Below are 26,813 nucleotides of genomic sequence, written 5' to 3'. Positions count from 1 at the left end.
GCCCCTCCGCGGAGGGGCCTTCTTCATGTGGTCATACGGGTTGGATGTGCTCGTCGTCCTCGTCCCAATCGGGGGCGTGATGGGGGCGACCGGCGAGGTCGCGGGTTTCGGGCGTTGGCGTAACGCCCTGCTCGTGCGCGCCCCACTTGGTGCGCACCTGCTCGCGGCGTGCGCGCTCGGCGCGAGCTTGGCTTGGACGCACGTGGCGCGGCGCTTCCTCTTCGACGGCTTCGGCGTGCGAGAGCGCCGAGCGAATGCGCATGTATTCCCAGATGAGCAGCACGAACAGGATGCACATCACAATGAGGTAGCCGATGACGGCGCCGGGCAGCCCCGTGAAGTTCACCAGCAGGATGGGCACGAACACGGCGAACCCGAACGTGATGACGTACAGCTTCGTGACGGCCTTCTGCTGGCGCAGCACGGTGATCACCTGGTACAGGAAGTCGATAGCGGCGGTCACGCCGCCGGCGGCCAGCATGATGTAGCAGAGCCCTCGGAACTGCTCGAAGTCCACGCCGTACAAGAAGCTCATGACGGGGATGCCGATCCACGCCATGCCGAGCGCCGTGACGCCGGCCACCGCCACGATAACCGCCATGATCACGACGATGATCAGGTCGAATCGCTTGCGCTTTGCGGGGTCGGCCCACACGTTCGCCATCTTCACGAGCAGCGGCTTGTAGATGAACCCGACGGTGAGCAGGATGCCCTGCGCGGGGAAGTACAGCGCGTTGAAGTACAGCTGATTGTCGTAGCTCAGCACGCCTTCCATGACGAACTTCGGCATGTTGTCGATGAACGCGTAGAGGAACAGCGCGATGAACAGGGGAAAGCACTGGCGGAACAGCTCGACGATGCTGCCGAAGTTCCAGCGTTTCGACTTCGGCGTCTCGAACAGCGCGAGCGGGAACGTGAACACGGCGAAGGTGGCGAGTGCGGCCACGGCCATCACGATGCACGATACGGCCAGGTTGCGCGTGACGAGCAGGCAGATGGAGAAGGCCACGAGCACCACGATGGAGCGGAACGCCTGCGAGACGCCCGACAGGTATAGCTTGTCCACCTGCTGCAGCCGGCCTTCGTACACGTCGGCTAGGCCGTCCACCATCTTATAGAGGTACACGCCCACGCTGATGGTGAACATCTGGCTTTCGTAGCCGCGTACCAGGCAGTACACGACGCCGACGAGCACCATGAACGCGCAGGTGATCCAGCGATTCACCTGGTAGTCCGAGAACGAATGCTCCTCGCTGACGTCGGATACCTGGTAGGTGCGCACGCCGTAGTTCGCCAAGATCATGAGCAGCGTGCCGGTGACGAACGCGAGCGAGAACATGCCTGCCTGCTCGACGCCCACCAGCTGCGTGACCACGACGGTGAGGATGGGGAACACCATGCCCCATGCGCCCACGCCCACCGTGTTCCATACGTAGTCGCGGGTGGTGCGGTGCGCGGCGTACTCCTCTTCCTGGTCGGCCAGCGAGCGCTCGGACACGGCGCCCAGCAGACGGTTGCACCAGCGGTTGACGCGGCGCGTGATGAAGTTGGGCTTGCGAGGCTTGCCGCCGGTGGCGCGCCGTTCGCGCGACGAGGCGCCCAAGAACGGCGTCGTGTCGGAGGGGGTGAACTCCTCCGGTGTCGACGGTTTCGCGTGCGTGCCTTTGGCCTGGTCTTTCTCGAATGTGCTGCGCGCCATGCTCGTGCGTCCGGCTCCTTCTTGCGTTCGGGCTCGTCTCTGCAAAGTATAGTTCATCGGGGCGCGGATTCCCGATATCCATACCAGCAGCAAATCGCGCACACGGGAGGAGTTTGGCCGTCAACGTGAGGGCTTTGACCGGAGCGCGCCGCGTCAGCTCGTGCGTGAGCGGTATACTGGCTCTACTTCACGCGAGAGACGAAGGGTGAGATTCATGATTGAAGTTGTATGGCACGGGCGCGGCGGGCAGGGCGCGTTCACGGCCGCGCGGCTGTTGGGCGCGGCGGCGTCGCTCGCCGAGGGCAAGCATGCGCTGGCGTTTCCCTCGTTCGGCCCCGAGCGCCGCGGCGCGCCGATGCGCGCGTTCACGAAGATGTCCGATGCGCCCATCGGCGACCGCAGCGCGGTGTCCTGCGCGGATTACGTGGTGTACCTCGATGACACGCTGCTGGGCGACGGCTGGGACAGCCAGGTGAAACCGGGCGGCATGGTGCTGGTGAACAGCACGCGCGTGTTCGACGACGAGCGCATTCTGGCGCTCGACGCGGACGGCATCTCGTCCGCCATCCTGGGTCGCCCCATCCCCAACACCGTATTCCTCGGTGCCCTGGTCGCCCTGTGCGATCGCATCGAAACGGAGGACGTGCAGGAGGCGATTCGCCAGTACATGCCGGAAAAGCTGCACGCGAAGAACCTCGCCATCGTGGAAGCTGCCGTGGAAGCGGTGCGGGGAGCGATGGGGGAGCGTGCGACCGGCGGGGCTGGTGCGGCCTCTCTCCCGTGCACGGCGAGCGAGGTTTCCGAAACCGGCAACCCTGTCCCGCCGTACAATGAGGAGGGCCTCGAGACGGCGCGCCGCAACCAGGCGGCTAGCATTCCCACCCTTCGCACGTCCTCCCTCGACCCGGCGGACTTTGCGCATTCCACCTGCTTCGAGGCCGGTTATCTCACCGTCAAGAACGCCGGCTGGCGCAACATGCGCCCCGTCATCGATGCCGCCGCGTGCACCGGTTGCCTCCAGTGCTACCTGCACTGCCCCGACGGCACCATCTTCAAGGTTGCCGAACCGGCGGCGCATGCTCCCGTGGCCGTCGACTACGACTTTTGCAAGGGCTGCGGCATCTGCGTGAAGGTGTGCGCATTCGGTGCCGTCGCCATGATTCCCGAGCGTGATGAAAGCGAGGCGGATGCCCGATGAAACGGTTCCTTTCCGGCGACGAAGCGTTCGCCGAGGGCGTGCGCTTGGCGCGTCCGCAGGTGATTTCCGCGTACCCCATCACGCCGCAGACCGTGGTGGTGGAGCGCCTCTCCGAGATGGTGGAGGACGGCTCGCTCGACGCCGAGTACGTGCACGTGGAGTCCGAGCACTCCGCGCTGTCGTGCGCCATCGGCGCGTCGGCCACGGGCGCGCGCACGTTCACGGCCACGTCGAGCCAGGGCCTGCTCTACATGGCCGAGTGCCTCACCTACGCGTCGGGCGGCCGATTCCCCATCGTCATGATGAACGCGAACCGCGCCACCGCGCTGCCGTGGAACATCTACGGCGATCAGCGCGACTCGCTGGCGTTGCTCGATCACGGGTGGATTCAGGTGTACGCCGAGGACAACCAGGAGGCGCTTGACCTGGCGCTTATGGCCTATGCAGTGGCCGAGCATCCCGCGGTGGCCACGCCGGTGATGGTGAACCTCGACGGCTTCGCGCTCACGCACACCTACGAGACGGTGGACGTGCCCGCGCCCGACGAGGCCGACGCGTTCCTGCCGCCGTACGAGCCGACGGGGAACCGCTTCGACTTCGAGCATCCCGTGAACATCGGATTCTCGGCCGGTCCGGAGTACAATCGCTACTTCAAATACTGGGAGCATCGCGACATGCTCGACGCGCCGGCGGTCGTCGACGAGGTGGAAGCACGCTTCGCCGAGGTGTTCGGGCGCGCCTATCCGGGTATGATCGAAACGCTGAACTGCGACGATGCCGACGTGATCCTCGTGACGCTGGGTTCGGCCGCCGGCCTCGTGCGCGGTGTGGTGGAGAAGCTGCGCGCGCAGGGCGTGCGGGCGGGCATGCTGCGCATCCGCTACCTGCGCCCCATGCCGAGCGCGCTCATCGCGGAGGCGCTGCGCGGCGCGAGCGCCGTGGGTGTGTTGGAGAAGGACGTGTCGTTCGGCGCCGAGGGCACCGTGTTCACCAACGTCAACTCCGCGCTGCAGCAGGCGGCTGTGGGCGTGCCCACGTACAACTTCGTTGGCGGCTTGGGTGGTGACGACATCTCCGAGACGCAGGTGGAGGGCATGTTCGCCATGCTTGAGCAGGTGGCGAAGGGTGCGGAAGCGGCGCGCGACATGCCCCGCGTGAGTTTTTTGGGGATCGATTCGCCCGCCGACGCGCTGGGAGCGCGCGGCGCGGAAGGGGGCCGCTGATCATGGCCATCAACGCCAAAACCATCGCCGACGACGAGTTTTTCTTCGGACACAAGGCGTGCGCGGGCTGCGGCGGCTCGCTTGCCGTGCGCGCGGCGCTCAAGGTGCTCGGGCCGAATGCGGTGTGCGCGCTTCCGGCGGGGTGCATGAGCGCGGTCGGGTTCAACTTCCCGCAGCTCAGCTTCGCCAATAACGCGATGATCACGCCGTTTGCCGCCACGGCCAGCGTGCTGACCGGCATCGAGGCCGGCCTGCGCGCCCAGGGCAAGAAGCCCGAAGACTGCACCGTGGTGGGCTTCGCGGGCGACGGCGGCACGGCCGACATCGGCATCCAGGCGCTGTCGGGCGCCATCGACCGCAACGACGACGTGCTGTACATCTGCTACGACAACGAGGCGTACATGAACACGGGCATCCAGAAAAGCTCGCTCACGCCGTTCGGTGCCAAGACCACCACGACGCCCGCGGGCGCGAACGTACGCGGCTGCCTCACGCAGAAGAAGAACATGTTCGAAATCGTGGCTGCTCACGGCATCCCCTATGCCGCCACTGCCTCCATCGGCTACCTCAACGACTTCATCCGCAAGGTGGAGCATGCCGCCACGATTCGCGGCACGAAGTACATCCACGTGATGGCGCCGTGCCCGACGGGGTGGGGTTGCGACGTGGACGAGACGGTGGACATCTCGAAGGATATCGTGGACTGCGGTCTGTGGTACCTCGCCGAGTTCGAGAACGGCACGTTCAAGCTCAACCGCAACCCGCGCCAGTTCGCCAGCGTCGAGGCCTACCTGCGCAGGCAGGGTCGCTTCAAGGCGCTCACCGACGGGGACATCGCGGAAGTCGAAGCCGGTCGCGACGCCAAATGGGAGGTCATGCGGCGGGATTGGGCCTGACCGAGGGGCGCGTTGGCGCGTTGATGGAGGCGAAGGGCGTTGCTTAACGGCAGCGCCCTTTTTATTGCTCGTTCTTGTTCATGAATCAATCGTATGATATAGTAGAATCAATCAAAAGATAGCAGATTGGAGAAACTATGTCACATGATCTCACTGCGCAGGATATCAAGCGGATTCGAGAAAAGTACGGTCTGACGCAGCAGGGGTTCGCGCGCTTATTGGGGCTTGGGGATGCGAGCGTCGTGCGGTACGAGAACGGGCAGACGCCCAGCAAGGCGAACGCGAACCTCATACGCGCCGCCGAGAACCCGGAGTTCGTGGCGGATTGCCTCAAGCGCGATGGAGACCTGCTTTCCGCCGGCCAGCGCGAAAAAACCGAGAAGATCGTGTACGCCCTGGTTTCATTCGACGAGGAAGGGGACATCATGGATATCAACGAGATGTACGAGATCACTTTGCAGCAAGAGATATTGATCGAACAGGTTGCGCATCTCGCAGGGAAGGTGTCGCGTTTGCTCACCGCCGCAAAAGATCGAGGAGACGAGATCAGCGAAGCCGTCTACGAAGATGTGCTCAAGCAGCTCGCGCTTGTCCGACCCCGTGTTACGTACAAGGAGAATTCAAACGATGCCAAACTGTCCGAAATCAGAGGGCAAGTCGAGTGCTTGAAGAGCATTGCTGCAAGGCGGGAATCCAAGGCGGCTTGATATGGGAAATCTCGAAGACTACTCGGATGACGAATTCCGAACCGAGTTCCAGACGATCACAAGCATGCTTCTCGTTGACCCGCTATGCGTGCCGGTCGAGCATCCTGAAGCGTTTTTGCTGGGCGGTCAAAGCGGCGCGGGCAAAACCACCCTGCATAGATTGCTTCAAGTCCGCCTTGCAGACAATGCGATAGTCGTCAACGGTGACGAGTATCGTTCTCGTCATCCTCGCTTCGAGCAGATCAGCGCCCAGTACGGCGTCGATGCTCCGGCGCGTACCGCTGCATGGGCGGGGTGCATGGTCGAAGCCGTCGTCGACGCTCTGTCCATTATGGGCTACAACCTCGTGATCGAGGGGACGCTGCGCACGTCGGAAGTCCCCTTGAAAACCGCGCAGCTTTTGCGCGGCCGAGGCTATCGCGTCTCATTGGCGCTCATGGCGATCAAACCTGAGATATCGCTCGTGAGCTGCCAGCTGCGGTACGAGCAGATGCGCCTTGCCGGCACCGAGCCGCGCGCGGTCGACCCCGCGCATCACCTCGCGATTGTGGAGGGCATCGTCGGAAATCTGGCGACGCTCGAGGAATCCGGCATGTTCGACAGCGTCAGCCTGTATTCTCGCAGCGAGCAATGCCTGTTCAGCAGCGATGACGGAAAAGGTTCGGCACATGAGGCGCTCGCGAGCATCCTCTTCGGCGACTGGACCCCAGAGGAGCGCGGACACCTATCCTACCTCGAGAAACGCCTGAGCGAGGCGCAAGGCGCCAGCTAACTGATTAGCTCTCCGCGGGTTTGGGGTCGAAGGAGTCTACGAGGTCGATGAGCTCTTGCTTCTTGTGCACGTCGAGTTTCGCGTAGATGCGCTTCGAGTGCATGCGCACGGTGTTCTCCGAGATGATGAGCTCCTCGGCGATGCGCACGACGGTTTTGCCGCGCACGATGTGCTCCATGACCTCGGCTTCGCGTGCGCTCAGGCGGTACTCGTCGCGAATGCGCGCCACTTGCTTGGAGATGCGGTCTTGATAGACGGGCTCGGTATCGGACGATGCGCCCTTGCTCGCGATCTTCTTCGTGCTCGTTCGCACGGGACGCGTCGTACGCTGCTGCGTGCGCGACACCAGCTCGACGTCCGGCACGGTGGGGGATACCGTGCTCATGGCGGTGCGGAAGCCGCCCTGCCCGAAGAAGTACATGAACCCCAGCAGGTACCCTGCCCCGAGGGCGACCACTGCGTGAGAGGAGAGGCCGGGGATCGACACCTGCGCGGCCAACGTGCCGCCGATGAAACCCGCGTCGTGCAACGCGTACACCACGCCGCCGAAGAACCCGTAGACGAACACCGGGTTCGTGCCGTGGTCACGCGAAGACTGCGCGCATTGGATCATCATGAGCATGATGGTGACGCTGTACGCGGCGTACAGGATGGCTGCCAGCCAGCGTGCGTATCCGTCGCCCAGAAACGGCAACAGCACGAACCCCGTGATGATGACGGGGAATACGATACGGAAGAGCGAGACCACGTTCAGCCGCACGCTTTTGAACTGCCACAGCACCAGAAACGCGACAGCTGTTACCAGCGAGGCGCCCATGGACAACGCGTTCACCAGCGAGCCCATGGACGGGTCGTCGATGGCCAGGGCGCGCATGAGCCCCGCGCACAGCCCGAGCGACCCGACGCACAGCGCCGGACGGGCGAGGTTGGAAATGGCTTGGCGGTACACGCCCTTGTTCTTCTTCGGCACGTCCTCGAACATGGGCTGGCTGAAGTCGATCTCGCGGCTTTTCAGCGAGATGGCAAGCGCGAAGAACGGCGTGATGACGAGGGGAATGAGGTACACGGTGACGGCACGGGGGATAAGATGCAGCGCGAAGTAGAGCACCGAGGCATAGGCGGTACCCAGAATGAGGTCGTGGTTGCCCGCGTCGGAGTCTTCGCTTGCGAACAGCCGCTGCCACAGCATGTAGAACCCGGCCGACCCCACGCCGATGAACCCGCCTCCCGCAATGACGAGCGGCAGCGTCCATTCGTCGAGGTACATCGACCCGATCAAGCAGAACCATCCCAGCAGATAGGGTACCGCCGACAGCCGCACGATGAACAGCCGCGTCGGCCCCGGCACGTGGTACGAGCCCACGACGCTCAGAAAGAAGCACGCGGCGAACACGAGCGATTCGGCGAAGAAAAACCAGAACAGCATGTGCGGCTCTTGCAGCTTCATCGGCAGGAAGGGGAATACGCCGCCCCAAGCGCCCGCGGCGTTCACAGCAAGGAACGACGCGTAGCCGAACAGCGTGGTGTTCGGCTTGAAGGCGCGCAGTATGTTCGCGGCGTTCACTATGATCCTCCCCTGGAAAATAGCCCTCGACCGGTAAAATTCCCCGTGCCCAGTATAACGGCAGGAAGAGGGCGCGGGGAATGATGATGCAAACGCATAGTAATCGTTTGATCAGGTGAAACGTAAAATGTACATATTTCATGTAACACGCGATTCCGCCGAGGAGCCTACAATGCGCGGTGTTTCGTCCATACGAAACGCATGAACAGACGAGGGAACAAGGAGGGATCATGACGAAAACGAAAGAGCATGCCGTTTCTCGCCGCACGTTCGTGAAGGGTTCGGCGCTCGCCGGGCTCGGTGCCGCCACCCTGGGAAGCGGTGCGCTGTTCGCCTGCACCCCGAAATCCGAGGATGCGGGAAGCGGCAACGCCGCCACCGCGCCCGTGGACGAGAAGGTGGTGTGGGGCCACTGCTCGGTGAACTGCGAGGGTCGGTGCGCGCTGCGCCTGCACGTACAGGACGACGAAGTCGCCTGGGTGGAGAGCGATAACACCGGCGACGATACGTACGGCAACCACCAGATTCGCGCCTGCCTGCGCGGCCGCTCCATCCGCCGTTGGATCAACCACCCCGACCGCCTGAGCTACCCCATGAAGCGCACGGGCAAGCGCGGCGAGGGAAAGTTCGAGCAAATCTCGTGGGACGAGGCGTACGACCTCATCGCCGAGAACTATCAGCGCATCCTCGACGAGTACGGCCCCGAGGCCATTTGGAACCACTACGCGTCGGGCGTGAACGCCAGCAACATCGGCTCGTTCCTGTCGCGCTTCATCAACCTGAACGGCGGCTGCTTGGGCCGCTACGGCAGCTACAGCTCGGCGCAGATTTCCGCAGCGCTGCCGTACCTGTACGGCACGCGCGCGGCCAACTCCAACTCCGACATCGTGAATGCGAAGCTGGTCGTGATGTTCGGCGAGAACTCCTGCGAGACGAAGGCCGGCGGCGCGGGCCCCACCTACCATCTTGAGCAGGCGCTCGAGCAGGGCGGCGCGAAGGTCATCGTCATCGACCCGCGCTACAGCGACACGGTGGCATCGCGCGCCGACCAGTGGATTCCGCTGCGTCCCGGCACCGACGCCGCGCTCGTCGACGCCATCGCGCACGTGCTCATCGAGGAGGACCTCGTCGACCACGACTTCCTCAACACGTACTGCATCGGCTACGACGAGGACACCATGCCCGAGTCGGCCAAGGGCAAGAACGCCTCCTACAAAGCCTACATCATGGGCGAAGGTGCCGACGGCGTGGAGAAAACGCCGGAGTGGGCCGAGGGAATCACCGGCGTGTCGCGCGACGTCATCACCCAGCTCGCACGCGAGATCGGTGAAGCGAAGCCCTGCGCTATCTACCAGGGCAAGGGCCCGCAGCGCCAGTCCAACGGCGAGCAGACCGCCCGCGCCATCTGCATGCTGCCGGTGCTCACGGGCAACGTGGGCATCAACGGCGGCAACACGGGCTCCGACCTCGACGGCTTCTACTTCTCGTCGTTCGAGGTGCCCACGGGCAAGAGCTCGGTGGAAACGAAGATCGCCACGTTCATGTGGACCGACGCCATCGATCACGGCACCGAGCTGACGAAGCTCGCCCATGGCGTGCGCGGCAAGGACAAGCTCGACGTGCCCATCAAGATGATCTTCAACTACGCGGGCAACACCATCACGAACCAGCACAGCGACATCAACCGCACGCACGAGATCCTGCAAGACGAAACGAAATGCGAGTTCATCGTGGTGTGGGAGACGTTCATGACCGACTCCGCGAAGTACGCCGACGTGCTGCTTCCCGACCTCATGCCCGTCGAGCAGCCGAACTTCGTGTCGAACGACTACGCCGGCAACATGGGCTTCATCATCATGGGCGACGCCGTGACCTCGCCGAAGTTCGAGCGCCGTACCCTCTACGCCGACTTGCGTGAAATTGCGAAGCGCATGGGCAAGGAAGAGGAGTTCACCGAAGGGCGCGACGAAGAGGCGTGGCGCGCGTTCTGCTACGAGGAGGCGCGCAAGGAAGACGCCGACCTGCCCACATACGACGAACTGAAGGAGATGGGCGTCTACCGACGCAAGGACCCCGACGGCCATCATGTGGCGCTCAAGGACTTCCGCGACGATCCGGCGGCCAATCCGCTCAAGACGCCGTCCGGCAAAATCGAGATCTACTCCGAGCAGCTTGCGGAAATCGCGGCGACCTGGGAGCTTTCCGAAGGCGACATCATCGACCCGCTGCCCGTGTACGCGCCGGGCGTCGAGGGCTGGGACGACCCGCTGCGCGAGACGTACCCGCTGCAAATGCCGGGCTACCACTACAAGGCGCGCGCTCACTCCTCGTACGGCTGCATCGACGTGCTGAAGCAGGCGAACCCCCAGGAGCTGTGGATCAACACCCTCGACGCCGCCGAGCGCAACATCAAGGACGGCGACACGGTGCAGGTGTTCAACGACCGCGGCACCGTGGAAATCGTGGCGAAGGTCACGCCGCGTATCATGCCGGGCGTGGTCTCGATGGGGCAGGGCGCATGGCACGATGCGAGCATGACCGGCGACAAGGTGGACAAGGGCGGCTGCATCAACACGCTGACGTCCCAGCGCCCCTCGCCGCTTGCGAAGGCGAACCCGCAGCACACGAATCTCGTTGAAGTCAAGAAGGCGTAGAGGGGGTAGACCATGACTCAGTATGGGTTCCATTTTGACGGCAAGCGCTGCACGGGATGCAAGACCTGCGTGCTGGCCTGCAAGGACAATAAAGATCTTTCCACCGAGATCGCGTTTCGCAACGTGTACGAATACGGCGGCGGCTCGTGGGAGCAGGCCGACGGCCTGTGGAGCAACGATGCGTTCACCTATTACGTTTCCGTTGCGTGCAACCATTGCGACAGCCCGGTTTGCATGGCCAAGTGCCCGCAGGCGGCTATCTCGAAGGACCCCGACACCGGCATCGTGACGTCGGATCCGGAGAAGTGCATCGGGTGCGGTACGTGCGCCATCACGTGCCCCTACAGCGCCCCGAAGGTGGACGAGGAAAAGAAGAAGAGCGTGAAGTGCGATATGTGCGCCGACCGTGTGGCCGAGGGCAAGCAGCCCATCTGCGTGGAGGCCTGCCCGCTGCGCGCGCTCGACTTCGGCGACATCGACGAGCTGCGCTCGAAGTACGGCGAGGTGGCTGCGATCGCGCCGCTGCCGAGCGAGGAAGAGACGCATCCGAATATCGTCATCACCGAGCCGGTGAACGCGAAACCGGCTGGAGATACCACGGGATCGGTGCTCAACGAGCGCGAAATCGCGTAAAATCTTCTGAGCAGTTCTGAGAAGGGTGTCGCGCTGCGGACGCGGCGCGGCACCCGGTTTGTCGCGAGGGGACGAGCGACGTGCCGGCTCGAGGCTCGACCGGCGATCGGGGGAGGACGCGTGGAGCAGTACGGTTTCTATTTCAACGCCAAGCGGTGCACGGGATGCAAGACGTGCATGCTTGCGTGCAAAGACTACAAGAACCTGGACGCGTCGGTGTCGTTTCGCCAGGTGTACGAAGTCGCGGGCGGCGACTGGTCCCAGAGCGCAAACGGGTGCTGGACGCAGGATTGCTTCGCGTACTACGTGTCCTCTGCATGCAACCACTGCTCGAATCCCGCCTGCATGGAGGTGTGCCCCACCGGCGCCATGGGCAAGAACGAGTTGGGGCTGGTCAGCGTTGACGAACGCCGCTGCATCGGCTGCGGGTACTGCGCGCTGTCGTGCCCGTACCATGCGCCGAAGGTGGATCGTTCGGTGGGTCACAGCGCGAAATGCGACGGGTGCTTCGACCGGGTATCGCAGGGCGAGCGGCCCATCTGCGTGGAGGCCTGCCCGCTGCGCGCGCTCGATTTCGGCCCCATCGACGACCTGCGCGCGACCTACGGGCGAACCGTCGATATGCCTCCGTTCCCCGACTCGTCGCAAACGGCTCCCAACCTGGTGTTGAGCCTTCCCGCCTGCCTTGAACGCGAGGGGCAACGGGTGTTTGAACAGGGGATCGTCCATAATGTGCGCGAACTAGTATGAGGGGTGTGAGGGGCATGAGGGATACGAGAGAAACGACGAATGACGCGGACGCAAACGAGCAGTCTGCGGCGGAGCTGGAGGCCATCGCCTTCGTGGGCGAGACGCTCGCTCCGTTTTTCCTGCAAGACCCGCGGACGGGCACGGCCGATGCCTCGTTCGACGCGGTGGCTGCGCTCGACGCGCAGGAAGCTGCCAGCGCTTGGCCTTTTGCCGACGCCGAGGAGGCGCAGCGGGCGTTTGCCCTCATGGTGGACGGGCTGGCCAAAGGCCGTGACGACGACCTCGTGTGGGAGTACCGCCGCCTGTTCATCGGGCCCGCGCCCAAGCCCGCGCCGCCGTGGGGCTCGGTGTACACCGACCGCGAGTGCGTCGTGTTCGGCGCCACCACGCTCGAGCTGCGCGCGTGGATGCGCGCCCATGGCGTGCAGCGTGCGAGCGACGAGCGCACGCCCGAAGATCACATCGGCCTCATGCTGGGACTCATGGCCTACCTCGCGCGCACGCAGCCCGGCGACCTCGACGAGTTCCTGCGGCTGCACCTGCTGCCGTGGTCGTCGCACCTGCTGAGCGCATTGGAAGAGGCCGCGGAGTACCCCTTCTACGTGGGGCTGGCGCTCCTGGCGAATTCCAGCTTGGAGGGCATTCGACAGGTGCGCGATCTGAATGTCGTGCAGCCGCGGTTCTATCGGTAGGTTGGTAGTGCGATGACCGGGTTCGCCACCGCTTTCAACGAGATCACGCTCGTGCTGTTCACCACCCTCGCGCCATCGGGCGCGGTGGCATACGCCGTGATGGCCCTCGCCGCGCTGCGCGCACAGGGCGAGACGCGCAAGCGGGTGAGCGGCGCGCTGCTCGTGCCCTTTCTCGTGACGCTCGTTGGTCTGGTGGCGTCCGCGACGCACCTCGGCAATCCCGACAACGCGCTGTACGTGTTCACGCGCGTGGGGCAGAGCCCGCTTTCGAACGAGGTATGCGCGGCCGTGCTGTTCTTGGGCGCTTCAGGCGTGCATTGGCTGTACCAGTTCGCCGAGCACGCGCGGCCGAAGGTGCTCGACGCGCTGCTGGTAGGGGCCATCGCGGCTGCGGCTGCGTTCCTCGTGTCGGTGGCGTTCGCGTACGACAGTCGCACGGTGGTGACGTGGGATACCCCGTTCGTCCCGCTTGCCTTGTGCTTGAACGCGCTGGTGGGAGGCCCGCTGCTTGCCATTGCCGGACTGCGGTTCGCGCGGTGGGAGCCGCTGTCGGGCACCGCCGCTCGCGTTCTGCTGGGCATCTCGCTCGTGGCCCTCGTGGCGAACGCGGGCGTGTACGCGGCGCAGGGGGCGCATGTGTTGCCGTTGGCGAACTACCTGACAACCGTCGAGCAGCTGGTTCCGGGGTACTTCGTCATGGTGCTGGTATTCGTTGCGCTGTCCGCTGCCGGGTTGGTGGTGGATGCGGCGGCGCTGCTGCGCGGCAGGCAGCTGGCGAGGTGCGCCGCGACGGCATCGTCGGTGCTCGTGTTCGCGGGCATCTTCGTCATGCGCTTCGCGTTCTACATGATGCACATGACGTACGGGATGAGCCTCTGACGTTGCGAGTATGGTACGCTGCGGGGGACAGCCCCCGGCGAAAAGGACCCGTGATGAGCAGCGATCTACCCACCACCACCGAGCGAATTCGTGCGATAGGCTCCTCCATCGAGCCGGACGTCATCGCGCTGCGGCGGCGGTTTCACCGTCATCCCGAGCTGAGCGGCAAGGAGCAGTGGACGTCCGACGCACTCTGCGCCGAGCTGGATGCGCTGGGCATTCCGCACCGCCGCGTAGCGGGCACCGGGGTGATTGCCACCATCGCGGGCGAAGCGGCGGCATCGGCGACCGCGTCCGAGGGTGGCGCGCGCTCGTGCGTGGCGCTGCGGGCCGATATCGATGCGCTGCCCGTGACCGAGCAGACGCGCGCGCCGTACGCCTCGGAATGTCCGGGCGTCATGCACGCGTGCGGTCACGACTGCCACATGGCCATGATGTTGGGTGCGGCGCGTATCTTGCACGAGCTGCGCGACCGGCTGTCGGGCGAGGTGCGCGTGCTGTTTCAGCCGGCTGAGGAGATTTCCATCGGCTCCACCATGATGATGGACGCGGGTGCGCTCGACGGGGTGGACGCCATCTTCGGCGCGCATATTTGGAGCGAGCTCGACGCGGGCCTCGTTTCCTGCGAGCCCGGTCAGCGCATGGCGCATACCGACTGGTTTCGCATCGACATCGAAGGCGTGAGCGCGCACGGGTCCATGCCGCACAAGGGCGTGGACGCCATCGTCGTAGGTGCCGAGATGGTGACGGCGCTGCAGATTCTCGTGAGCCGCGACGTGTCGCCGTTTGAACCCGTGGTGGTCACCGTGGGCGAGTTTCACGGCGGCGAGGCGCGCAACATCATGGCGGGTTCCGCGTACCTCACGGGCACGGTGCGCACGTGGAGCGACCGTCTGCGCGCCGAAGTGCCCGACCGCCTTGAGCGCATCGTGGGCAAAATCGCCCGCGCGTTCAATGCCGAGGCGCGCTTCACGTTCGAGTCGGGCAATGCGGGTTTGGCGAACGATCCGGCCTGCGCCGAGTTGGCGCGTCGCGCCGTGGTGGACGTGCTGGGCGAAGAGGCCGTGGGCTCGTACGAAGGCACGCTGTCGGGCGAGGATTTCAGCGAGTACCTGCGCAGGGTGCCGGGTGTGTTCGTGTTCGTCGGTTGCCGCAACCCGTCGGTGGGCGCCGAGCATCCGCAGCACAGCTGCTACTACGACGTGGACGAAAGCGTCCTGGTCAAAGGCTCTATGGTGGCCGCGCAATGGGCCGTGAGCGCGCTGGCAGGAGCGTAAGGACATGGATGCGGCAGCCGTTGCGCTTGCCGAGCGGGGCGAATAGGGGCGCGCACGCGAGCAACTATCATCGTTCGGCTCATTTTATTTGCCGAAGTGACGAGAAAGCTGGCGGGGGGGGGGGCTTCATTCTGTATAATCCCAAGAAATGAAGTCCGTTTCGAGACGTGAGTCGATGCCATGTACCAGGTCGTAATAGTTGAAGACGATGCCGATCAAGCAAGGATTCTCGGTCATATGATCGAGCGCTCCCCGCGGGGTGGCGACGTTGTCATCACGCACCTTGCCGACGCTGCATCGTTGCGGGAGCGCTTTGCGACAGGCTTGGCTGTCGACATCCTCATGATGGATATCGAGCTGGGGCCTGAGGACGCGAACGGCATCGACCTGGTGAAACAGCTCGTGCCCGTCGGATGCGGCACGCAGGTGATCTACGTCACGGGGTTCGTCAACTACTGCACGAGCGTGTACCGCACGGATCACGTGTACTTCCTCACGAAGCCGGTTGCGCAGGACGATTTGAACGATGCGATGGATCGCGCGTTCGAACGGCTCGAGCAATGCGCGAACAAGCCGCTGAGCGTGCGATTCGGCGGCAAGGTGATGCTGGTGCCGCCGCGCTCGATCAGCTATATCGAAAGCGACCGGCGCAAGGTTCGCATCCATGCCGGCAACGACGAGCTGGAAACGTACGCGTCGCTGTCCGATCTTGCGACCGAGCTGCCCTCGTCGTTCGTGCAATGCCACAAGAGCTTCCTCGTGAACATGGATCACATCGAACAGGTGCAGAAAGACGGCGTCGTGCTTGCGTCGGGCCATGTCGTGCCCGTCAGTCAGAAGCGCCGCAAGCTCGTGCGAGAAGCGCTGTTCCAGCACATCCAGACGAAACTGTAACGGCGAAGCGCATTCCCATGTCCAATGCCCTCATCGACATCGTCGGGACGTTTCCCGTGCAAATGGTGTTCGCGTACGCGCTTTCCCGGATGCTCGTCATGCGCAACGCCGCGCTGTACTGGACGTTGGAAATCGTATTGGTGCTGCTCCTGGCATGTTTTCGCTCACAGATGGACGTCGGGGTGAAGTTTTTGGCGGCGCTCCCGCTGTCGCTGCTGCCGATCTTCCTCTCGGAAGGCGCTCTTTCGCGAAGGATTCTGGCCGTTGTGCTGGCCAACCTCGTGCTGTTCTTCGTCGAATTGCCCGGCGGCGCGCTGTGGATGGCCCTCACCGGCACGCCTGTCGTCGACTACGATGCGACGCGCGCGCATCTCGATGCGTTCGCCCTCACCCATGCTGCCCATCTCGCCCTGCTCGTGGCCCTGCTTGCCGTGTTATGCCTGCTGTTCAACCGATTCGCCGACAGCGCGCAGAAGGAGGGCAGGTGGCTCCCCGTCGCGTTCACGGTGGTGCAGCTCATGCTGGTGAACATCATACTTGTGCTTCCGTTCGGGTACATCGAGTCGTCGGCGTTCTACTATGCGTTCAGCGTGCCCCTGTCGCTCCTCGGCCTTGCGGCCGACTTGCTGCTGCTCTTCGCGATGGGCCGGGTTGCGCAGAAGCGGCGGGCCGATGCGCGTGCCGCGCTGCTGGAGGAGGAGCTTGATCGGTACCTTGTGCGCTACGAGCGCTTCGTCGAGGATGTCGAGCAGGTGGCGAAGCTGCGCCACGATATGAAAAACCAGGTGCAGGTGGTGCTCGCGCTGTCCGAGTGCAAGAGGTTTGACGAGGCGCGCGGGCATCTCGAGCTCGTTCGCGACGTGCTCGATGCGGCGAGCGTGAGCGAGGGGAGGGCTTCGTGATCGCGCGAATCGCTGGCGCGGTGTGCGTCGTGCTGGTCATGTGCGCCGTCGTGGTGCTGCTTGCGCGGCGACTTCGCGACGTTTCGCTCGATCGCGTGCTCATCAACCTGCTGTTTCCGTTCAGCCAGCTGTGCATCGTCGTGTTCTTGTTCTACTGCACGATTGCGTACGAGCTTCCGCTGTGGATGTTCGTGGTGGTTGTCGTCGTCGGCTTGCTGTGCGGTCCCGTCGATTTGGTGCTGTTCAAAGCGCTGCGTGAGTCCGAAGAGCGCGAGCTGTCGCGCGAACGCGTGCGTCTGCTTGAAGAGCAGTTGAGGGCACAGGAAGACTATCTGCAGCGGCTCTCTGCGGACATCGACGAAGCGCGGCGTATTCGCGAAGACGTGGCGCGCGAATTGGAGGACGTCGAGGCACTACTCGATCGGCAGGAAGCCGAGGCGGCCTCACGCGGTCTGCTGAAGGCGGTGGACATGATGGACGCGGGCCGCACGCGCACGTGCGGCCATCAGGTGGTGGACGCCCTCGTGTCGATGAAGGCCGCGGTGTGCGAAGAGCAGGGCATTCGCCTGACGCTTGAGCTGGCGCTTTCCGACGATCTCGCCCTGCCGAGCGTGGAGTTGTGCGCCGTATTCTCGAACCTGTTGGACAACGCGATACACGCATGCGTCGACGTGCCCGCAGGCGAGCGGTTCATCGTGTTGAAGGCGCAGGTAGAGGCTGGGTATTTGGCGGTGCACATGGAGAACAGCTGCGCGCCGAACGCGTCCGCCGCGCGTCGTTCCGCCCGACGCCCCCGCGGCGCCCGCTTGCCGGAGCACGGCTGGGGTCTCGGCATTCTCGACACCCTCGCCACCCGCCACGACGGCAAGTTGGAAATTACCCAAGAAGGCCCCGTCTTCCAAACCACCGCAATCCTCAAACTGGAAGCTGGGTAGCCCCGCTTCTGCTGTGCGCTATCGGTTGATCCTGCGCGGGCTCCTTGCGGGGCCCGCGTTGTTTTGCCATACTCTCATGCATGGACAAGGACGTTTCGACGTGGGGGAGTGAGCATGCGGTTCATCGTGTCGCCGGCTAAAAAGATGAACGTGGTGGACGACGCGTTTGCGTGGCGCGACCTGCCGCGCTTTCTCGACCGTACGGACATGCTGGTCGAGGCCATGCGCGCGCGTTCATACGATGAGGCGAAAGCGCTGTGGCAGTGCAGCGACGCGTTGGCCGAGCTCAACTTCGAACGCTTCCGCACGCTCGATGTGCGCGCAGGCGCGCTGACGCCGGCGATCCTCGCGTACGAGGGCATTCAATACCAGCACCTTGCGCCGCAGGTGATGACGGCCGCGCAGCTGGACTACCTGCAAGGGCATCTGCGCATTCTGTCGGGGTTCTACGGCGTGCTGCGTCCGCTTGACGGCGTGGTGCCGTATCGCCTCGAAATGCAGGCGAAGCTCGAGGTCGACGGTGCAAAGCACCTGTACGAGTTTTGGGGCGACCGTCTGTATCGCGCGCTTGCGGACGAAGGGGGCACCATCGTGAACCTCGCATCGGTCGAGTACGCGAAGGCCGTCACGCCGTACGCCGCAGACGGATGCACGGTGCTCACCTGCCTGTTCGGCACCATCGACGCGCACGGCCGCCTCGTGCAGCGCTCGACCGCCGCCAAGGCCGCGCGCGGCTCCATGGTGCGTTGGTGCGCCGAGCACAGCATCGAGCGCCCCGACGACCTGCGCGCCTTCGACGTCGCCGGCTACGCCCTCGACCCGACGCGCTCCACCGAAGACACCCTGGTGTTCGTGCATGAACACCAGGGTTCTTAACGTCTCCCTATATCCCCAGCACTCCTACGATGAAGGGGACCCATAGGGTGATCAGCACGATGAGCACGGCTGCGGGGACGATGCCGGTTTTGAACATGTCGCCGAACGTGTAATACCCCTCGCCGTACGTCAGCATGACGGTGGGGTTGACGGGCAGCAGCACGTTGCCGGCAACCACGATGGCAAGCGAGATGGTGGGCACGGCGGGCGACACCCCGAAGCTCGCGCACAGCGTGATGAAGATGGGGATGAAGATGCCCAGGATAGCCGCGCCGATGGGGCAGATGGTGTGCAGCAGGTACACGAGCGTCATGAGGATGGCCATGGAGGCGAGGAAGCCGAAGTTCGTGACGCCGCTGTTCATGAACAGGTCGGCCAAGAACGCCGCGCCGCCGGTGCTCTGCACGACGCCGCCGATGGTCATGATGGTGCCGCACATGATGACGATGCCCCACGGCACCGACTCCTGGAACTCTTTCCAGGTGAGCAGATCCATGCCGGGCAGGAACATGACGATGAGTCCCACCACGGCAACCACTGTCACGTTGAACACGGGCACCCAGTTGCCGATGATCCACAGCGCAACGAGCAGCACGATGATGGCGAGCGCCTTGATCTCGTAGGGCTCGACCTTCTTCGCGGCGGCTGCCTCGTCGCGGATGCCCTGCAGGCAGCTGTCGGTGATAGGCTCGGGCTTGAGCACGGTGGTGATGAAGAACCACAGCACCGGCGTCATGACGATGGCGATGGGCAGCCCGACGATCATCCAATCGAAGAAGCTGATGGTGGTGCCGGTGATCTGCTGCATGATGCCGAGAGCCACCACGTTGAACGAGCTGCCGGCGGGAGTGGCGATGCCGCCCGTCACGGACGCGACGGGAATGGCAATCATCAGGCACTTGCCCAGATTCGACGAACCGGGCTTGGCGTCGGCCGCCTTGAGGATGGTCAGCGCGAAGCCCAGGAACAGCACCGTGCACGGTACGTCGGACATCACGGTGGATACGAGGGTGGTGGCAATCATGAATCCCAGCACGAGCTTGCGGGAGTCGGTTCCCGTCCAATCGAGCAAACGCGAAATGAGCCGGGCTCCCCATTTCGTCTTCATCATGATGACGGGCAGCGCGAACACCGAGATGATGAAGAACAGCGCCGGGCTTGCGAAGCCGGAGAACGCCTGCCCCATCTCGACGATGCCAAGCAGGGGGAGCAGGATGACCACGAGCAGCGCCACCGCGCCGATGGGCAGCGCCGACGTTGCCCAGAGCGAGGCGAGGGCAAGCAGCAGGCCGAGGGCCATAATGCCCTGGTGGGAGAGCGATTCCGATCCGGGAATCAGACATGAAGCGATGATGCAGATGGCCGCAACGCCAATCCCGATCAGGCGTTTCGGAAGAGGTACGCTTGTGTCCATGGGACAAGCCCCTTTACCTTGGTGCGCGTTCGCTCTGCGCGGATGCGCACAATGGATACGATAAGGGCCCCGCACCAGATCAGACGTCTGAAAGCGCGGGGCCCGTTACTATACCAGGGAAGGCAACCGCAGCGTTAGGCGCGATTCGCCTTCTTGGGGATCCTGACGAGGAACGCGCAGATGGCGCACACTGCCACGATGCCGGCGGTCACGAAGAACGCCGTGGTGGCAAGGCCGGTTGCGTCGTACAGGGCGCCCGCCATGACCGGGATGATCGAGGAGATGATCGTCGTGGTGAGCATGGTGGTGCTGAGGTTCTTCGGATACGCGGCCAGGCCGAAGTAGTTCGCCACGGTGGTGGGCAGGTTGGTGGCGATGGAGCCGAAACCGAGGCCGGTGCAGATGTAGTACACGTAGATCATGGCGGCGTTCGTCGCGAAGGCGGCGGACAGAATGCCGATCACGATGATGACGAGCGCGGCACCGATGATGCGGATGGGCTCGATGGTGTCGGAAAGCAGGCCGATGACCAACTTGCCGATGATACTGGCGATGCCCATGGCCGCCGCGGCACCCACGATGGTGCCGGTGTCGAAGCCGAGCGCGCTGAAGTGGATGACGCCCTGCGAAGTGGCCAGGCTGAACGCGCAGAAGCCGCCGGCGCCACCCACGGCGATGAGCCAGAAGAACGGGGAGCGAATGGCCTGGCGATACTCGACGGTGCCCGTGTTCTTGTACACCTTGAGGGGCTTCTTCGCACCTTCGGCGCTCGCGTCGGGTGCGGAGCCGTCGGGAACCTGGTTAACGTCGGCGGGCTTGTTCTTCACGACGAAGAGGGCTAGCGGAATGGAGATGACGGCGAACACGGCGATGAGGTACCAGCCGCTCTGCCAGGCACCGCCCGACGCGCCGATGATGGAGTTCACCACGAGCGGGGCGACGAACGACGCGAGGCCGCCGATGCCCATGGTCACGGCCATGGCAACGCCGCGCTTGGCGACGAACCACTGGCCGATGGTGCTCTGGACGGAAATCTGACCGACCATGATGGTGCTGACGCTCAAGATCACGCCGAAGATGATGAAGTACAGGATGGCGCTCTTCACGAGGAAGATCATGGCCAGGGCGGCCACGAGCATGATGACGCCGCCGAGCGCCATGGTGAACTTAGCGCCCTTCTTGGCAACAAGCTGACCGACGATGGGCGACGGCAGTCCCTGCATCAACACGAACAGCGAGAAGCCTGCGCCCAGCACGGTGCCGGTCAGGCCCATCGACGGGTCCTGCAGCATCATGGGGTTGACGATTTGCGCCGTTGCCAGCACGAAGCCCGATGACATGAAGTACATGAGACCGAGCACGATGGCGAGAGGCCATCCGAAGAACGATTTCTTTTCCATTAGTTCCTCCTTGATTGGGGTACGCATGCGCGTGCAGCGACCACGGCACGCGCGCGAGATGGACATGCCCCCGCCATCTCGCGGGTTCGTCTTGCGTGTGCGCGACGATCGTGGTCGTACGCACGCAAGACGTCTGATGGGGCGTGGTCGCAAAGTGAAATCCGGTGCGACACCTCCTTCGTCAGATCGGTTGGCTCGCAGTTCGATGCCGGGCCCGCATGAGGGGCCAACAGCGTCTCTACCTGGGAAGTATAGGAACATGCGCCGGTATGGAACAAATACGGATGTTGCAGATACCCTGCTCCTGAACAGTAAGGTGACCATACGGGGAGCGCAGGGCGTCTATGCACGGTTTGCATACTGTCGGCCGAGCGCGGCAAGAGAAAGGCCCGCGACAATGAGGGGTCGCGGGCCATGATACGAGCGGCGGTTCAGGGGTTGCGCCGCTACATATCCAAATTGAGGTCGACGGGATACATGGGGAACATCTTCACCTTGAGGGCGCCCTTGAAGAAGAGCACCGTCCAGGCGGCGATGCCCGCCGCGGACCCGACGAGCGCCACGACGGCGCAGGCAAGAGACGAGAACATGATGGCCGCGGCCAAGCCGAGCCCCGCCACGGCAACGCCGGTGACGATCCACGTGATGTACGCGGTTCGATACGGTTGCTCGCGCGCATCGACGTTTACGCCGTAGCCGACGGTGCGCATGCGGCTCGTGTAGGAGATCTGCGTGGCGACGCAGGCGAGGAAGCATACGACCGCTGCTGCAGACAGCGCCGCCGGCACGACCGGCCCGCCGCTCAGGCATACCACCACGGTGGCGATGCTGCCGGCTTCCGCAGCGGTGAGCAGGAACAGCACCACGATGAACGGGGTGTTCCAAGCCGGGCGCGAGCGCATCTGATACGCGAGGCCCGTGCATACGAGGAAGGCGAGCGCCAAGACGCCGGTCACCCACTCGATGGCGACGGACGCCCCTCCCGCATCGAACAGCAGCCCGTTCAGTCCGCACGCCACGAGGGCGATGCCCAGCAACGGCGTGATGATGGCTTCCTGCGTGAGGTGCGATTTCAAGTTCGAGAACGCGTTGAAGAAGCGCGATGGCGATTGCAGGTGGAAGATCGACGCGATGCCGCCGATGCCCAGAAACACGAGCGTTGCGAGCGCGACGATGTTCATGGGCAGGGCAAGCCCGAACGCGGCGCTTGCCAACAGCGCGCACAGGTACATGCCCAGCCCCACGCGCTGACAGGTGGTGGAAACTACGAGCGGCCAATGGATGTGCATAGCGTTTCAGCTCCTTTCCTCGGCACGAGATAGATGACGGACGGATTGTTGCCGAATTCGGGATGGATGCGGTACTGACGATCTTCGTTCGCGGCCAGCACCTGGGAAATCTTGCTGTCGGGATCGTTCATGTCCCCGGCCACGCGGCAGCCGGTGGTGCAGGTGTAGGCGCATGCGGGCTGCTCGCCCTTCTTCAGCTTGTGGATGCACAGCGTGCACTTCTCCACCGTCTTGGTGTTCGGGTTGAGCGTGCGGGCCTCGTACGGGCAGGCCCAGATGCAGTATTGGCATCCGAAGCAGCGGCTTGCGGCAACAAGCACCACGCCATCCTCGGTTTTGTACGTGGCCTTTGTCGGGCACACCTCGATGCAGCTGGGATGTTCGCACTGCATACACATGTTGGGGAAGTAGAACATCTCGAGCTTGTCCGGGAATTCGCCCACGGGTCCCATGCGGTACACGCGGCAGCGGAACACGCCCAGATCGACGTCGTTCTCCATCTTGCAGGCCACCGAGCATGCCTGGCAGCCAGTGCATTTATCGAGGTCGATGACCATGCCGTAGCGGCGGTTCGCCTCGCTTGCGTCGTGTGCCACGATCACTCACCTTCTTTCTTCTTCACGATGCGGCACAGCGTGCTGCGCATGCCGGGCGTGAGATACTCTTCGTTGTACGCGCGGTCGCTCGTCAGCGTGTTGGCATTCGCGCTGCCGTCGGGGTAACCCGGCAACCCGAGCGAGGGGCATGCCTGCCACCAGCCATGGGGGATGAAGCACACGCGGGGGTCCACGCCGTCGCTCGGGCGCGCTTTCATGCTGATGCGGCCCGTGGGCGATTCGATCCACACCCATTCGTCGCGCTCGATGCCCAGGTCGCGGGCAAGTGAGGTGTGGAAGATCACCTGCGGGTCGGGCACGATCTCGCGCAGGTGCGGTACGCCGCGGAACGAGGAGTGATAGTAGATGGGATAGCGACGGCCCGTCACGCCGGTCAGCGGGTAGTCCTTCGCGATCTCGGGCGTGGAGTGCACGCTTTCCTTCGGCTCGCTTGCTTCTGGGAAGGGGTCGCGCCCCTTGAAGAAGCTCACGGGCGTGTACAGCTCGACGCGGCCCGACTGCGTGAGGAAGCCGTTGTGCTCGAAGTCGCGCGAGGCGGCGTTCGGCACGTGCTGAATCCAGCGATCCTTAAGCTCGGCCCAGGTGACGCCCGCATGCGTCTGCTCCAGCTGCCAGTCGAACATGTCCTCGTCGGTTTCCCAAGGCCACCATTCGGGATCGAGTCGGTTGCCCAGCGTGCGCCAGAACCACACGTCGCTCTTGCGCTCGTACAGCGGCTCGACGGCCTTCTGCTGGCCGAACACCCACTCGCAGCACACTTCGTCGGCGATGTAGTCGCGCTCGGTCCAGTGCGCGGACGGCAGGACGAGGTCGGCAAGCTCGCAGGTGGGGGACATATAGTAGTCCATCATCACCAACAGGTCGAGGTGCAGCAGCGATTCCTTCACGAGCGCGGTGTTCTCGGACCACGACAACGGGTTGCCCTGCACCGAGATATAGCCTTTGATGGGATAAGGCTTGCCCGTGCGCATGGCCTCGAACACCTTGCTGGGATTCGAGGTGCCCAGCATATCGCCCGAAGCGCGCTCGTCCACGAGGCGCAGTTCCTTCTGCGTTTTGGGCTCGCGGCCGCCGAGGGGCATCATCTGGTTCCAGAACGGCATGCTCAGATTGCCGCCCGTGCGTTCCAGGTTGCCCGTGATGGCCATGATGATGTTGATGAGCTGCAGCGTATCCTTGCAGTTCGTCTGCTCTTCGACGCCTTGGAACACGTTGATGGTGGCACCCTTCGCGGTGCCGTACGTGCGCGCCGATTCCCGGATGCGCTCGGCGCTGACCCAGCACATCTCGGCGGCCTTTTCGGGCGTCCATGCGTCGGCGCGTTCCTTCAGACCCAGCCATACGGTCTTCACCTGCACGTCGCTGCCATCGGCTAAAGTGACGGTGCCGCAGTAGTCCAAGTCCTCGTCGATGTCGCGGTCGCGCAAGCTGGCGAATGCGCCTGCCTGCTTGTCCCAGACGAGCATCGTCTTGCGGTTGCCGCCCTCTTTGACGAGGGCCTCGGTGAGCGGCGCGTTGCTGCCCTCGATGATGAGCAGGGGCGCGTTCGTGTACTTCTGCACGAAGGTGCGGTCGTACAGCTCCTCGTTCATGATGACGTTGATCCAGGCGTATGCCAGGTACGTGTCCGAACCGGGGCGCACGCCCACGAAGTGGTCGGCCTTGGCAGCGAGCGGATGCTCGAACAGCGGGTCGATGACGATGAGCTTCGCCCCGCGATCGCGGCTGCGGCCGATCTGGCCCGACGTGTACGTGGCTTCGGTCCATACGGAGTTGCATCCCCAAAACACGATGCAGTCGGCGTGATCGAAGTCGCATCCGTCGTATATGGGCAGCATGCCCATCTGCACGATGGACTGCACCATCATGGGGCCGAGGCAGATGTTGCCGGGCGCCAAGCTGTGGTGTACGCGCCCTCCTGCGTGGCCGGCGCGCTTCGTCCATTGGTTCGTGCCGCGCCCGGTGCCCTGCCCGTAGGCGATGGTTTCGGCGCCGTACTCGTCGGTGAGCTCGTGTATGCGGTCGACGAGCCAGTCGAGCGCCTCGTCCCAGCTGATCTCCTCCCATTGCCCGCTGCCGCGCTCGCCCACGCGGCGCAGCGGCACGCGCAAACGGTCGGGGTCGTACAGGATCTTACGCGCGGATAGGCCCTTCGAGCACATGCGCCCCTCGTTGCGCGGGTCTTCCGGGTTGCCCTTCACGTTGGCGAGCACCCCGTCTTTATCCACTTCGCAGAGCACGCCGCACTTCGCGTGGCACTCGAAGCAGTTCGTCTTGACGATCTTTCCCCCGTCGGGGAGGTGAATGACCGATGGCATGCGCCCTCCTCTTCCGCTCGTCGGTGATGATGGCGAAGCGGTCCGGTCGACCGCTTCGCACCCTACAATGCCGACAGTATAGAAATGCGGGCGAGTATGGGGTAAATACCTATGTTGTTGGGTGGCCTGCTGGCGGTGCTCAGGGCGCTATGCGCGTCTCGTCAGGCAACCATGCGCAAAACGTATAGTGCCTGAACAGGTGTCTCCGCATTAGCATCCGTCAATGTCGACGGCGTTTTGATCCGGGCAGACTTCGCTGCGCATCGCTTCGGCATGCTGCCTGAGGTGCTCGGCGAAGAACTCGAGCTCCGGACGATCGGGATAGTTGTTCATGAGCGCATACGAATCCACGTAGCACGCGTCCTCGATGGAGCGGATTTTGACGTACTGCTTGAGCAGGCTCGAAATGAGCGGGTTGTACTTGCGGTCGACCTTTGTCAGCAGGTGGATGCCGTCACCGGGGTGGGTGCCGTAAAACTCCATTTGGCTGTCGGCCGGCACGAGCGTGATGTTGGGATAGAAGCCGCGCGCCGAGCATATGCGAATGAAATCCTCGCGGAAGCGCTCGCTGTGTCGGTTCGCCTGCAAGATGAAGCGCGATTGGGCGAGGTCGCTCAGCTTGAGGGTGGGCTGCGTTGCAAGCGGCGAGTCCTTCGCCACGCCCACCACCAGTTCGCCGTGAAACTCGGGAATCCAGATGGTCTGCAACGTATCGGGCACCTTCGGCTCGACAGGTGGCAATCCGTCGGAGATGGTGGTTTCAATCGAGATGTCGATCTTGCCCATTTCCACCATTTGCTGGGCGTTCATGCCGCTGCTGTCCATGTTGATGAGCTCGACACGCAGGCCGGGGTACTTCTGCTTCGCAAGCTTGGTGGCTTCGTTGATGCCGACGTACAGGGCGTTCGTGGGGAACAGGTCGATGATGAGGATGCGGTTTCCAAGCGCCGTCGGAAGCTGATCGAGTTCGGCGAGCATGTTCTTCTGGTCGCGGATGATTTTCCCGGCGTACTTCAGCACCACTTCGCCGGCGGCAGTAAGGCTGAGCGGCCGCGTCTCGTAGAAGAGCTGGCATCCGAGCTCTTTGGCGAAGGCGTTCATGTGGCGGCTCAGCGATGGTTGCGACATGTTGAGGTCGCGCGCCGCCGATACGAAGCTGCGATGCGTTGCTAGCACCGTAAATTCCCGGTAGATATCAATGTCCATCTAGCATCCTCCACTCCC

General features: G+C 63.8%; 23 protein-coding genes. 15 read left to right on the top strand and 8 right to left on the bottom strand.

Annotation, left to right across the window (positions count from 1 at the left end):
* Nucleotides 1-31: 31 nt before the first annotated feature.
* The gene (locus C1876_RS00345; RefSeq protein WP_227112104.1) at nucleotides 32-1,699 is read right to left on the bottom strand and encodes a lipopolysaccharide biosynthesis protein; all 1,668 of its coding nucleotides are present in this window, start codon (nucleotides 1,697-1,699) and stop codon (nucleotides 32-34) included.
* A gap of 214 nt (nucleotides 1,700-1,913) precedes the next feature.
* On the opposite strand from C1876_RS00345, the gene C1876_RS00340 reads away from it, so the two are divergent.
* The 5 genes from C1876_RS00340 (at nucleotide 1,914) to C1876_RS00320 (ending at nucleotide 6,495) form a co-directional block, all read left to right on the top strand.
* Nucleotides 1,914-2,897 (top strand): 2-oxoacid:acceptor oxidoreductase family protein, encoded by a 984-nt coding sequence (locus tag C1876_RS00340; protein WP_114544734.1) that lies wholly within the window; start codon nucleotides 1,914-1,916, stop codon nucleotides 2,895-2,897.
* A complete protein-coding gene (locus C1876_RS00335; protein ID WP_114544733.1) occupies nucleotides 2,894-4,120 on the top strand; it encodes a transketolase C-terminal domain-containing protein in 1,227 nt (408 codons plus the stop codon). Before C1876_RS00340 ends, C1876_RS00335 begins: the two co-directional genes overlap by 4 nt.
* Before the next feature lie 2 nt (nucleotides 4,121-4,122).
* Nucleotides 4,123-5,016 carry a thiamine pyrophosphate-dependent enzyme gene (locus C1876_RS00330; RefSeq protein WP_114544732.1) on the top strand — a complete coding sequence of 298 codons (894 nt, stop codon included), beginning with the start codon at nucleotides 4,123-4,125 and terminating at the stop codon, nucleotides 5,014-5,016.
* A 137-nt stretch (nucleotides 5,017-5,153) separates the two neighbouring features.
* The gene (locus C1876_RS00325) at nucleotides 5,154-5,723 is read left to right on the top strand and encodes a helix-turn-helix domain-containing protein (RefSeq protein ID WP_114544731.1); all 570 of its coding nucleotides are present in this window, start codon (nucleotides 5,154-5,156) and stop codon (nucleotides 5,721-5,723) included.
* A gap of 1 nt (nucleotide 5,724) precedes the next feature.
* Nucleotides 5,725-6,495 carry a zeta toxin family protein gene (locus tag C1876_RS00320; protein ID WP_114544730.1) on the top strand — a complete coding sequence of 257 codons (771 nt, stop codon included), beginning with the start codon at nucleotides 5,725-5,727 and terminating at the stop codon, nucleotides 6,493-6,495.
* 4 nt (nucleotides 6,496-6,499) lie between these two features.
* Here C1876_RS00320 and C1876_RS00315 read toward each other — a convergent pair whose 3' ends face one another.
* A complete protein-coding gene (locus C1876_RS00315) occupies nucleotides 6,500-8,059 on the bottom strand; it encodes a LuxR family transcriptional regulator (RefSeq protein ID WP_114544729.1) in 1,560 nt (519 codons plus the stop codon).
* Nucleotides 8,060-8,289: 230 nt separating this feature from the next.
* On the opposite strand from C1876_RS00315, the gene C1876_RS00310 reads away from it, so the two are divergent.
* The 10 genes from C1876_RS00310 (at nucleotide 8,290) to yaaA (ending at nucleotide 18,551) form a co-directional block, all read left to right on the top strand.
* Nucleotides 8,290-10,713, top strand: coding sequence for a DMSO/selenate family reductase complex A subunit (locus tag C1876_RS00310; protein ID WP_114544728.1), 2,424 nt, complete (start codon nucleotides 8,290-8,292; stop codon nucleotides 10,711-10,713).
* Between the two features lie 12 nt (nucleotides 10,714-10,725).
* Nucleotides 10,726-11,346, top strand: a complete 621-nt coding sequence (locus C1876_RS00305; protein ID WP_114544727.1) for a DMSO/selenate family reductase complex B subunit — start codon at nucleotides 10,726-10,728, stop codon at nucleotides 11,344-11,346.
* A gap of 120 nt (nucleotides 11,347-11,466) precedes the next feature.
* Entirely contained in the window at nucleotides 11,467-12,096 is a 630-nt protein-coding gene (locus C1876_RS00300) for a DMSO/selenate family reductase complex B subunit (protein WP_114544726.1), read from the top strand.
* Nucleotides 12,097-12,110: 14 nt separating this feature from the next.
* Nucleotides 12,111-12,788 carry a Tat proofreading chaperone DmsD gene (gene dmsD, locus C1876_RS00295; protein WP_114544725.1) on the top strand — a complete coding sequence of 226 codons (678 nt, stop codon included), beginning with the start codon at nucleotides 12,111-12,113 and terminating at the stop codon, nucleotides 12,786-12,788.
* A 12-nt stretch (nucleotides 12,789-12,800) separates the two neighbouring features.
* Nucleotides 12,801-13,667, top strand: coding sequence for a dimethyl sulfoxide reductase anchor subunit family protein (locus tag C1876_RS00290; RefSeq protein WP_114544724.1), 867 nt, complete (start codon nucleotides 12,801-12,803; stop codon nucleotides 13,665-13,667).
* Between the two features lie 53 nt (nucleotides 13,668-13,720).
* Nucleotides 13,721-14,944: an amidohydrolase gene (locus C1876_RS00285; RefSeq protein WP_114544723.1), complete on the top strand. Its 1,224-nt coding sequence runs from the start codon at nucleotides 13,721-13,723 to the stop codon at nucleotides 14,942-14,944.
* 180 nt (nucleotides 14,945-15,124) lie between these two features.
* Complete coding sequence (locus C1876_RS00280) at nucleotides 15,125-15,838, top strand: LytR/AlgR family response regulator transcription factor (RefSeq protein ID WP_114544722.1); 714 nt, start codon at nucleotides 15,125-15,127, stop codon at nucleotides 15,836-15,838.
* A gap of 17 nt (nucleotides 15,839-15,855) precedes the next feature.
* Complete coding sequence (locus C1876_RS00275) at nucleotides 15,856-16,740, top strand: hypothetical protein (protein WP_114544721.1); 885 nt, start codon at nucleotides 15,856-15,858, stop codon at nucleotides 16,738-16,740.
* Nucleotides 16,737-17,675 carry a GHKL domain-containing protein gene (locus tag C1876_RS00270; RefSeq protein WP_114544720.1) on the top strand — a complete coding sequence of 313 codons (939 nt, stop codon included), beginning with the start codon at nucleotides 16,737-16,739 and terminating at the stop codon, nucleotides 17,673-17,675. The genes C1876_RS00275 and C1876_RS00270 overlap by 4 nt, the downstream gene beginning before the upstream one ends.
* Nucleotides 17,676-17,789: 114 nt before the next feature.
* Nucleotides 17,790-18,551 (top strand): peroxide stress protein YaaA, encoded by a 762-nt coding sequence (yaaA, locus tag C1876_RS00265; RefSeq protein ID WP_114544719.1) that lies wholly within the window; start codon nucleotides 17,790-17,792, stop codon nucleotides 18,549-18,551.
* 7 nt (nucleotides 18,552-18,558) lie between these two features.
* Here yaaA and C1876_RS00260 read toward each other — a convergent pair whose 3' ends face one another.
* The 6 genes from C1876_RS00260 to C1876_RS00235 all read right to left on the bottom strand — a co-directional run bounded on the left by C1876_RS00260 (nucleotide 18,559) and on the right by C1876_RS00235 (nucleotide 26,795).
* Nucleotides 18,559-19,965, bottom strand: coding sequence for an SLC13 family permease (locus tag C1876_RS00260; RefSeq protein WP_114544718.1), 1,407 nt, complete (start codon nucleotides 19,963-19,965; stop codon nucleotides 18,559-18,561).
* A gap of 134 nt (nucleotides 19,966-20,099) precedes the next feature.
* Nucleotides 20,100-21,365 carry an MFS transporter gene (locus C1876_RS00255; RefSeq protein ID WP_158544494.1) on the bottom strand — a complete coding sequence of 422 codons (1,266 nt, stop codon included), beginning with the start codon at nucleotides 21,363-21,365 and terminating at the stop codon, nucleotides 20,100-20,102.
* A gap of 446 nt (nucleotides 21,366-21,811) precedes the next feature.
* Nucleotides 21,812-22,654, bottom strand: coding sequence for a dimethyl sulfoxide reductase anchor subunit family protein (locus C1876_RS00250; RefSeq protein WP_114544716.1), 843 nt, complete (start codon nucleotides 22,652-22,654; stop codon nucleotides 21,812-21,814).
* On the bottom strand, nucleotides 22,630-23,250 hold the full coding sequence (locus C1876_RS00245) for a 4Fe-4S dicluster domain-containing protein (RefSeq protein WP_227112088.1): 621 nt from the start codon (nucleotides 23,248-23,250) through the stop codon (nucleotides 22,630-22,632). The genes C1876_RS00250 and C1876_RS00245 overlap by 25 nt, the downstream gene beginning before the upstream one ends.
* A gap of 2 nt (nucleotides 23,251-23,252) precedes the next feature.
* On the bottom strand, nucleotides 23,253-25,589 hold the full coding sequence (locus C1876_RS00240) for a molybdopterin-containing oxidoreductase family protein (RefSeq protein ID WP_114544715.1): 2,337 nt from the start codon (nucleotides 25,587-25,589) through the stop codon (nucleotides 23,253-23,255).
* Nucleotides 25,590-25,799: 210 nt separating this feature from the next.
* Nucleotides 25,800-26,795, bottom strand: a complete 996-nt coding sequence (locus C1876_RS00235; RefSeq protein WP_114544714.1) for a LysR family transcriptional regulator — start codon at nucleotides 26,793-26,795, stop codon at nucleotides 25,800-25,802.
* Nucleotides 26,796-26,813: the final 18 nt, after the last annotated feature.

The sequence above is a fragment of the Eggerthella sinensis genome (assembly GCF_003339815.1).
GTDB lineage: Bacteria > Actinomycetota > Coriobacteriia > Coriobacteriales > Eggerthellaceae > Eggerthella > Eggerthella sinensis.
The sequence above is the reverse complement of the archived record's forward strand: the minus strand, read 5'-3'. Positions and strand labels throughout refer to the sequence as shown.

Coding starts and splice junctions, on each gene's coding strand:
- C1876_RS00260 (WP_114544718.1), bottom strand. CDS start 19,965: ATGGACACAAGCGTACCTCTTCCGAAACGCCTGATCGGGATTGGCGTT.
- C1876_RS00340 (WP_114544734.1), top strand. CDS start 1,914: ATGATTGAAGTTGTATGGCACGGGCGCGGCGGGCAGGGCGCGTTCACG.
- C1876_RS00330 (WP_114544732.1), top strand. CDS start 4,123: ATGGCCATCAACGCCAAAACCATCGCCGACGACGAGTTTTTCTTCGGA.
- C1876_RS00285 (WP_114544723.1), top strand. CDS start 13,721: ATGAGCAGCGATCTACCCACCACCACCGAGCGAATTCGTGCGATAGGC.
- C1876_RS00320 (WP_114544730.1), top strand. CDS start 5,725: ATGGGAAATCTCGAAGACTACTCGGATGACGAATTCCGAACCGAGTTC.
- dmsD (WP_114544725.1), top strand. CDS start 12,111: ATGAGGGATACGAGAGAAACGACGAATGACGCGGACGCAAACGAGCAG.
- C1876_RS00235 (WP_114544714.1), bottom strand. CDS start 26,795: ATGGACATTGATATCTACCGGGAATTTACGGTGCTAGCAACGCATCGC.
- C1876_RS00240 (WP_114544715.1), bottom strand. CDS start 25,589: ATGCCATCGGTCATTCACCTCCCCGACGGGGGAAAGATCGTCAAGACG.
- C1876_RS00345 (WP_227112104.1), bottom strand. CDS start 1,699: ATGGCGCGCAGCACATTCGAGAAAGACCAGGCCAAAGGCACGCACGCG.
- C1876_RS00255 (WP_158544494.1), bottom strand. CDS start 21,365: ATGGAAAAGAAATCGTTCTTCGGATGGCCTCTCGCCATCGTGCTCGGT.
- C1876_RS00250 (WP_114544716.1), bottom strand. CDS start 22,654: ATGCACATCCATTGGCCGCTCGTAGTTTCCACCACCTGTCAGCGCGTG.
- C1876_RS00275 (WP_114544721.1), top strand. CDS start 15,856: ATGTCCAATGCCCTCATCGACATCGTCGGGACGTTTCCCGTGCAAATG.
- C1876_RS00290 (WP_114544724.1), top strand. CDS start 12,801: ATGACCGGGTTCGCCACCGCTTTCAACGAGATCACGCTCGTGCTGTTC.
- yaaA (WP_114544719.1), top strand. CDS start 17,790: ATGCGGTTCATCGTGTCGCCGGCTAAAAAGATGAACGTGGTGGACGAC.
- C1876_RS00310 (WP_114544728.1), top strand. CDS start 8,290: ATGACGAAAACGAAAGAGCATGCCGTTTCTCGCCGCACGTTCGTGAAG.
- C1876_RS00325 (WP_114544731.1), top strand. CDS start 5,154: ATGTCACATGATCTCACTGCGCAGGATATCAAGCGGATTCGAGAAAAG.
- C1876_RS00335 (WP_114544733.1), top strand. CDS start 2,894: ATGAAACGGTTCCTTTCCGGCGACGAAGCGTTCGCCGAGGGCGTGCGC.
- C1876_RS00280 (WP_114544722.1), top strand. CDS start 15,125: ATGTACCAGGTCGTAATAGTTGAAGACGATGCCGATCAAGCAAGGATT.
- C1876_RS00305 (WP_114544727.1), top strand. CDS start 10,726: ATGACTCAGTATGGGTTCCATTTTGACGGCAAGCGCTGCACGGGATGC.